Origin of the sequence: Dyella sp., from assembly GCF_036384435.1 — a bacterium.
Lineage (GTDB): Bacteria > Pseudomonadota > Gammaproteobacteria > Xanthomonadales > Rhodanobacteraceae > GSA-30.
Genome location: NZ_DASVMI010000044.1, coordinates 1 through 6,935, shown reverse-complemented (window position 1 = coordinate 6,935; position 6,935 = coordinate 1). Strand labels below are relative to the sequence as shown.

Here is a 6,935-nt window from a genome sequence, read left to right as displayed (position 1 = left end):
CTGCGCCAACCGCAGCGACACCATGTCGGGGCGCGCGCCGCCGTCGTTGATGGACAGACGCACACCACCGGCAGCGCGTCTTTCGACGAAATCGGCGACCACCGCCTGCCAGACCTCACCAAAACCCTCGGCGGCCGTGCTGATGTCCACCTCGCATTGATCGGCGGGCAGCACGCGCTCGGCCAGTACTTCCAGATTGCCCGAGGCCACGACTCCGACGATGGCCTGCCGGCGTGTGCCTGCGACGGCGCGCGAGGTGGTGTGGCGATAATTCAGATGTTCCATGGCTGTCTCTCCTCACCAGTTGCGGAATCGTGATGGCGGTGCATAAAGACCACCGGACCAACGCACCAGATCCTTGATCGAGCGCGCCGCCAACATGCGGCGATCGGCGTCGAGCGGATCGATGCCCAGGTCCTCCGGCCGAAGTACGACGCCGCGTTCGCGCAGGCGCTGCACCATCTTCGGATCGCGACCGCGGCCAATCTCGGTATAGCCGGCCACACCACGGATCGCGTGTTCGCGCTCGTTCTTGTCACGGCAGAGCAACAGGTTGGCAATGCCTTCTTCGGTGACGATGTGGCTGACATCATCGCTGTAGACCATCACGGGGGCCAGGTCGAGCTGCAACTTGTCGGCAAGTTTCAAGGCGTCCAGGTGCTCGACGAACATCGGCACGTTCTTGTCACCGAAGGTCTCGCCGATCTGCACCACCAGCTTGCGTCCACGCCGCAGCGCCGCCGGCGTATCGGGATCGGCCTCCTGGCCGGCCTGCAACCAGGGCTGGCTGGGGTGGCGCCGGCCACGCGGATCGCTGCCCATATTGGGCGCACCGCCAAAGCCGGCGACACGATCAGCGGTGACCGTGGACGAATGGCCTTGCAGATCGATCTGCAAGGTCGAGCCGATGAACATGTCACAGGCATACAGGCCCGCGGTCTGGGAGAACGCGCGATTGGAACGCAGCGAACCATCGGCACCCGTGAAATAAATGTCCGGCCGCGCACGAATGTAGTCATCCATGCCCACTTCCGAGCCGAAACAGTGGATCTGGCTCACCCAACCCGACTCGATCGCCGGGATCAGCGTCGGATGGGGATTGAGCGCCCAGTGGCTGGCCACCTTGCCTTTCAGTCCAAGCTTCTCACCGAACGTCGGTAGCAACAGCTCGATCGCCGCCGTATTGAAGCCGATGCCGTGATTGAGCCGGGTAACGCCGTACGGCGCATAGATGCCCTTGATCGCCAGCATGGCGGTGAGGATCTGCGTCTCGGTGATCGCTGCCGGGTCACGCGTGAACAGCGGTTCGACGTAGAACGGCTTGCCGCTCTCCACCACGAAGTGCACGCGATCGCCAGGGATATCCACACGCGGCACCTTGTCGACGATTTCGTTGACCTGCGCAATCACCACGCCGTTCTTGAATGCGGTGGCCTCCACCACGGTCGGCGTGTCTTCGGTGTTGGGGCCGGTATAGAGATTGCCCTCGCGGTCGGCACTTACCGCAGCGATCAGCGCCACCTGCGGGGTAAGATCGATGAAATAGCGCGCGAACAACTCCAGGTAGGTATGCACCGCACCCAGTTCGATCTTGCCGGCGAACAGCAACCGTGCAATGCGCTGCGACTGCGGGCCGGAATAGGAATAATCCAGCCGACGTGCGATGCCACGTTCGAAAACGTCCAGGTGTTCGGGCAGCACGATGCCCGATTGCACCATGTGCAGGTCATGCACCCTGGCTTTGTCCACCGAGGCTAGCGCCGAGGCGAGTACGTCGGCCTGCTTCTGGTTGTCACCCTCCAGGCAGACGCGATCGCCGGGACGCAGCACCGCTTCGAGCAATGCGGTGGCGTCACTGGCCGCGACCCGCTTGCCTTGGGCAAAACGCGCTGCGGCATGCAATCTCGTATCCCGCGCACGCCGCGCGGTATCCCAGGCAGTCATGGCACAGCCTCCCTCTCGTGATCAGTGCTCCGATCGATGGTAGACCTGACGCGCCGGCGCATTTATGAAATTATCCGCGCCGATTAAGAGGAAAACCCGATGCGTTCCTTGCCGCCCGAACTCCTGCGCAGTTTTGTTGCTGTTGCACAAACCGGAAGCTTCACTGCCGCGTCCGAGCGCGTGAACCTTTCGCAATCGACCGTGAGCCAGCATATTCGCCGCCTGGAAGATCTCCTGGGACAGGCGCTGTTCGAGCGCGACACACGCAATGTGCGCCTGTCACCGCATGGCGACGCGCTTCATCGCTATGCCGAGCGCATTCTTGACCTGATGGATGAAGCGGTCACCTCGCTCTGCGGCCCGGTGCTCGACGGCGTGGTACGGCTTGGCCTGTCGGAGGATTTTGCGTCCAGCGGACTGACCACCGCGCTGGCCGATTTTGTGCAGCGCAACCCGGGTGTGGAACTGGCCATCACCACCGGCATGAGCGGCGACCTGTTCCGTGAGCTGGACGAAGGTCGCCATGACCTGGTGTTCGCCAAGCGCCTGAGCGGTAGCCAGCGTGGCCGGGTGATCCGCACCGAGCCGTTGCATTGGTGCACGGGGCCGCGTTCCTCGCTGACAGGGGACGAGGCCATCCTTCCGCTGGCGCTTCACCCCGAGCCAAGTGTGACCCGTACACGGATCTTCGAGACGCTCAAGGCCATGAACCGACCCTACCGCGTCGCCATCGTCAGCAGCAGCATCGTGGTACTGAAAGCCGCCGTGATGGCCGGGCTCGGCGTGAGCGCCTTTGGCGGCTACGTGATTCCAGAGGGGCTGGTCCGGCTAGATGGTGAACTGCCCGACCTGGGACATCTTGAGTACGTGATCGACCATCCAGCCAACCTGTCGAAGGCAACCCAGGCCCTCGAAGCCGTGCTTACCTCGGCCGCGCGGGACCTGTAACCGCACAAGTGAGCGTTTTCTTTTCGCTCCATTGCCGTCGTCTTGACATGCCAATTCGCAGCATCGGTGCCAACAGAACAGGGTGCCATCGTTGTGGATTCCATGACCTTTCACGTGCGTCGCCGCGCCGCGCATGCCCGTGCCGCCTACCGGCCGAGCGCCATCGTTGCCATTCCCGTCCAGGACGAGGGAGTAGACCTGGGGAACATACTTGCCGCGCTGGGCGCTCAATGCGACCTGCACGGTCATGCCTTGGCCCCAGCATCCGTCGCGGTGCTGCTGCTTTTCGATGGTTGCTCCGACGCTCGCTGGGAACGTATGGAAACGCTGCGCGGTTCACACATGCCCAGTTGGATCGCCATCGACGGAGACCTCCCTGAAGCATCGCGCCATGCCGGTGGTGCCCGTCGCGCAGCCCTGCTCAAGGCACTGGCCCTGGCCGCACCCGAAACGACGTTGATAGCTACCACCAACGCGGACAGCATGGTGCCGGCCATGTGGCTGGCTCGTCAGATCGATTGGCTGGCTCGCGGCTGCGAGGTGGTCATGGGCATGGCCCAGCGGCCGACGTTCGATGACATGGACCCGGCATTGGAGTCTCAGCATCGACTTGAGATGGTCTACGCGCGCTGGCTTGATCGGATCGATGCCATGCTCGATCCGATCGATCATGATCCCTGGCCGCGCCACCGCACGCCCAGTAGCGCAAGCCTGGGATTCAAGCGAGAGGCCTTGCAGGCGATGCTGCCGCTGCCGGCCCCGGCGCACGCGCACGAGCAGGCACTCATCCAGCGCTGTGTGACACTGGATTTGAAGATACGCGCAGACGCCAATCTCCAGGTGCACAATCCGAGTCTTGCTGCATTGCACGCAGGCGGCATGCGGTCGAATCGTCCTCTACCGTTCGAACCGCTGGTGCACGCCGTCACGCGATCGATATTACGTGGTCAACTGAGAGCCCGTCACCGGGCCGGCACACTTTCGGCAGAAACCTTGACAGGCAGCTTTGCCATGCCGACAGAGCATGCCCACGCCGCACTGAAGATGCCCACATTCGGCCGTTTGTGGCACGAAGTCGAGCACAGCAGCCCCCTGCTTCAACACACGCCCTTGCTCCCGAGTCATCTGCCACGTGAGATCGAAGCCGCACTCGCCTGGTTCAACGCCTGCATGGCAGGCAGCACCGGGCCATCCACGTTGGCACCTGCAAAGCGCCAGGCCAGGAAAGTGGCTTCCCTGGATCTGAGTTAGAGAGGACGCGCCTGCGGCGTTGTGAACGGCGAAGTCCCTCGCGTTACTTGCCGTTTCGGCACTATGAAGAAGTAAAGAGGAACAGCATGTGACCGCCAAGGCGACGCATGCTTTTTCTTTTTACTCTGCGCTTTTTGCAGCGAGCAACGCGAGCGGCTTCACTCCTAATGTCCTGGCCCACCGCTGGCAAAGGGCGGTCTGGCGAACCAGATAGCGATCATCGCCACGGCGAAGATCAAGCCGAAACACCAGAACACGTCATTGACCGCCAAGGTGGATGCCTGCATATCCACCACGCGATTGAGCGCGGCGTAGCTGGAACCACTTCCCAGCCCCATCTGCTGCATGCGGTCCAGGTAGGCAACGGTCGCCGGGGCTCCGGCTTCCGTGTGTTCGGCCAGTACCGCATGGTGATAAATGCCCCGGTGGGTATAGAGCGTGGTACTGACAGCGGTCGCGACGCTACTGGCAATCGTACGAAAGAAATTCGCCAGGCCCGAGGCGCTGGCTACCTCGTTATCAGGCAACCCGGCAAGAATAATCTGGTTGACGGGCACGAAGAACAGCGCGATACCCAGCCCCATCACCAAGCGCGGAGCAGCCAGGTGCCAATACGATGCGTCGTTGTCGAAGCCTGCCATCCAGAACGAGCAAGCGGCGAAGATCGCAAACCCGGTGGTGTTGAGTACGCGCAGGTCGAACTTGCCCTGGAATGCACCCACCAACGGCGAAAGAATGATGGCGGGAATACCAATCGGAGCGACCGTAAAGCCCGCCCAGGTTGCGGTGTAGCCCATCACCTCCTGCACCCAGGTCGGCAACACCACGGTGCCCCCGAAGAACGCGAACATGCCCAACGAAAGGCAGAACACACCTACGGCAAAGTTTCGACTGCGGAACAATCCCAGGTTGACTACCGGGTGCTCGTGCATCAACTCCCAGGCGATCAGGAAGGTCAGGCAGACCAGGGCGATCAATCCCAGGCTGAGAATCATCTTCGATGAGAACCAGTCGTAGTCATTGCCATTGTCCAGCATGAACTGCAAGCAGCCGATGCCGACCGCCAACAGGAACAGGCCAATCACGTCCACCGGCACCTTCGCCGTCTTGCTCTCACGATCCTTCAGTAGCACATAGGTCACCAGCAAGGCGAACAGGCCGACCGGAATATTGATGAAGAAAATCCACGACCAGTGATAGTTGTCGGTGATCCAGCCGCCAAGAATCGGGCCGAAGACTGGCGCCACAACTACCGTCATCGCCCATAGCGAGAGCGCGATCGGACGACGCGCAGGCGGATAATTGTTGAGCAGCAAAGTCTGCGACAACGGCACCATCGGACCAGAGACCGCGCCCTGCAAGAGCCGGAACACGATCAGCATCGGCATCGTGGTGGACAGCCCGCACAGCGCCGAGCAGATGATGAATAGCAGCACCGACGCGCTGAAGACACGCACTTCGCCGAAGCGCCGGGCCAGCCAGCCGGTGAGTGGCTGCATGACCGCACTGGCCATCGAGTACGCGCTGATGGCCATTGTGCCTTCGGTACGCGACACGCCGAGGTTACCGGCGATCGTGTAGACCGACACGTTGACGATGGAAATGTCCAGCACTTCCATGAACGTGGCCAGTGCCACACCAGCGGTCAGCGCGACCAACGCCGCGCCTTGCAGGGGTTGCTTGCCTTTCGCCGCTTCCGCCATGGATTAGTGGCCGCGCTGCGGCTTGCCATCCGCGCGTTGGATGTCCGGCAGGCTCACCGTATTGCGGGCAATGATATCCTCGGCCTTCTGGTCCGCTTCGTTGACTTCTCGCTCGTACACCGCCGTGCTCGCCAGGGGATGCTCCCGCGGCCGATCGGCCAGCGTTGCACCGTCACGATCGTGCGTATCGACGTTGACGTAGGTGGACAGGCCGATTCGCAATGGATGCTTGGTCAGCTCCTTCGGGTCCAGCGAAATACGTACCGGCAGGCGCTGCACGACCTTGATCCAATTGCCGGTGGCGTTTTCCGCCGGCAGCAACGAGAACGCCGAGCCGGTGCCTGCATTGAGACCCACCACCTTGCCGTGATAAGTCACGTCGGAATAGATATCCGTGGTGATTTCCACAGGCTGGCCGATGCGGATGTTCTGAAGCTGGTTTTCCTTGAAATTGGCATCCACCCAGAGGTCGGAGAGCGGCACCACGGTCAGCAAATCCTGCCCGGGCTGGATACGTTGCCCCACCTGTACCTGGCGGCGCGCTGCGAACCCATCGATCGGCGAAACGATGGCATCACGGCTGTTGTTGATCCACGCATTGCGAAACTGCGACCGTGCCTGCACCACGGCCGGGAAGCTATGCACATCGGTTCCATCCACTTGTGCATGGGCTCCGGCGGCCTCGCGCTCGGCCTGATCCAGCGCCGCCTTGGCCGCCTGCATCTGGCGTTGCGTGGTCTCGGCCTCTTCCGGGGCTACCGCATGCTGTTCCACCAGCGGATGGCGGCGACGATAGTTGTCACGCTCGGTTTCGTACTGGGCGCGCCGTTGCGCAACGGCCGCATCCGCCTGGGCCGCCTGCTGGATGCGTTGCTGCGCTTCGCGCACGGCCTGGGCCAACTGGCCCTCGGCATTCATCAGGCTCACCTGGGCATCAGCCGGATCGAGCCGGATCAATACCTGCCCGGCATGCACACGCTCGGTTTCTTCGACGGCGATCTCCACCACTGTGCCGGGCACCCGCGAGGAGATGGTCACCATGTCGCCATGCACATAAGCATCGTCAGTGGTTTCGCGCTGGCTGAAGAC

General features: G+C 62.3%; 6 protein-coding genes. 2 read left to right on the top strand and 4 right to left on the bottom strand.

The features are described 5' to 3' along the window. Together mdcC and mdcA are read right to left on the bottom strand one after the other, a co-directional pair. The coding region (mdcC, locus tag VF436_RS04200) for a malonate decarboxylase acyl carrier protein (protein ID WP_330902732.1) at positions 1-285 on the bottom strand (285 nt) is incomplete at its 3' end. 12 nt (positions 286-297) lie between these two features. Beyond that, on the bottom strand, positions 298-1,944 hold the full coding sequence (mdcA, locus tag VF436_RS04195; RefSeq protein WP_330902731.1) for a malonate decarboxylase subunit alpha: 1,647 nt from the start codon (positions 1,942-1,944) through the stop codon (positions 298-300). Positions 1,945-2,043: 99 nt separating this feature from the next. On the opposite strand from mdcA, the gene VF436_RS04190 reads away from it, so the two are divergent. Next, entirely contained in the window at positions 2,044-2,892 is an 849-nt protein-coding gene (locus VF436_RS04190) for a LysR family transcriptional regulator (RefSeq protein ID WP_330902730.1), read from the top strand. Between the two features lie 102 nt (positions 2,893-2,994). Further along, a complete protein-coding gene (locus VF436_RS04185; protein ID WP_330902729.1) occupies positions 2,995-4,143 on the top strand; it encodes a hypothetical protein in 1,149 nt (382 codons plus the stop codon). 164 nt (positions 4,144-4,307) lie between these two features. On the opposite strand, the gene VF436_RS04180 is transcribed toward VF436_RS04185, so the two are convergent. Continuing rightward, the gene (locus tag VF436_RS04180) at positions 4,308-5,846 is read right to left on the bottom strand and encodes a DHA2 family efflux MFS transporter permease subunit (RefSeq protein WP_330902728.1); all 1,539 of its coding nucleotides are present in this window, start codon (positions 5,844-5,846) and stop codon (positions 4,308-4,310) included. 3 nt (positions 5,847-5,849) lie between these two features. Beyond that, positions 5,850-6,935, bottom strand: a 1,086-nt coding sequence (locus tag VF436_RS04175; protein ID WP_330902727.1) for an efflux RND transporter periplasmic adaptor subunit, incomplete at its 5' end; no start/stop codon positions are given.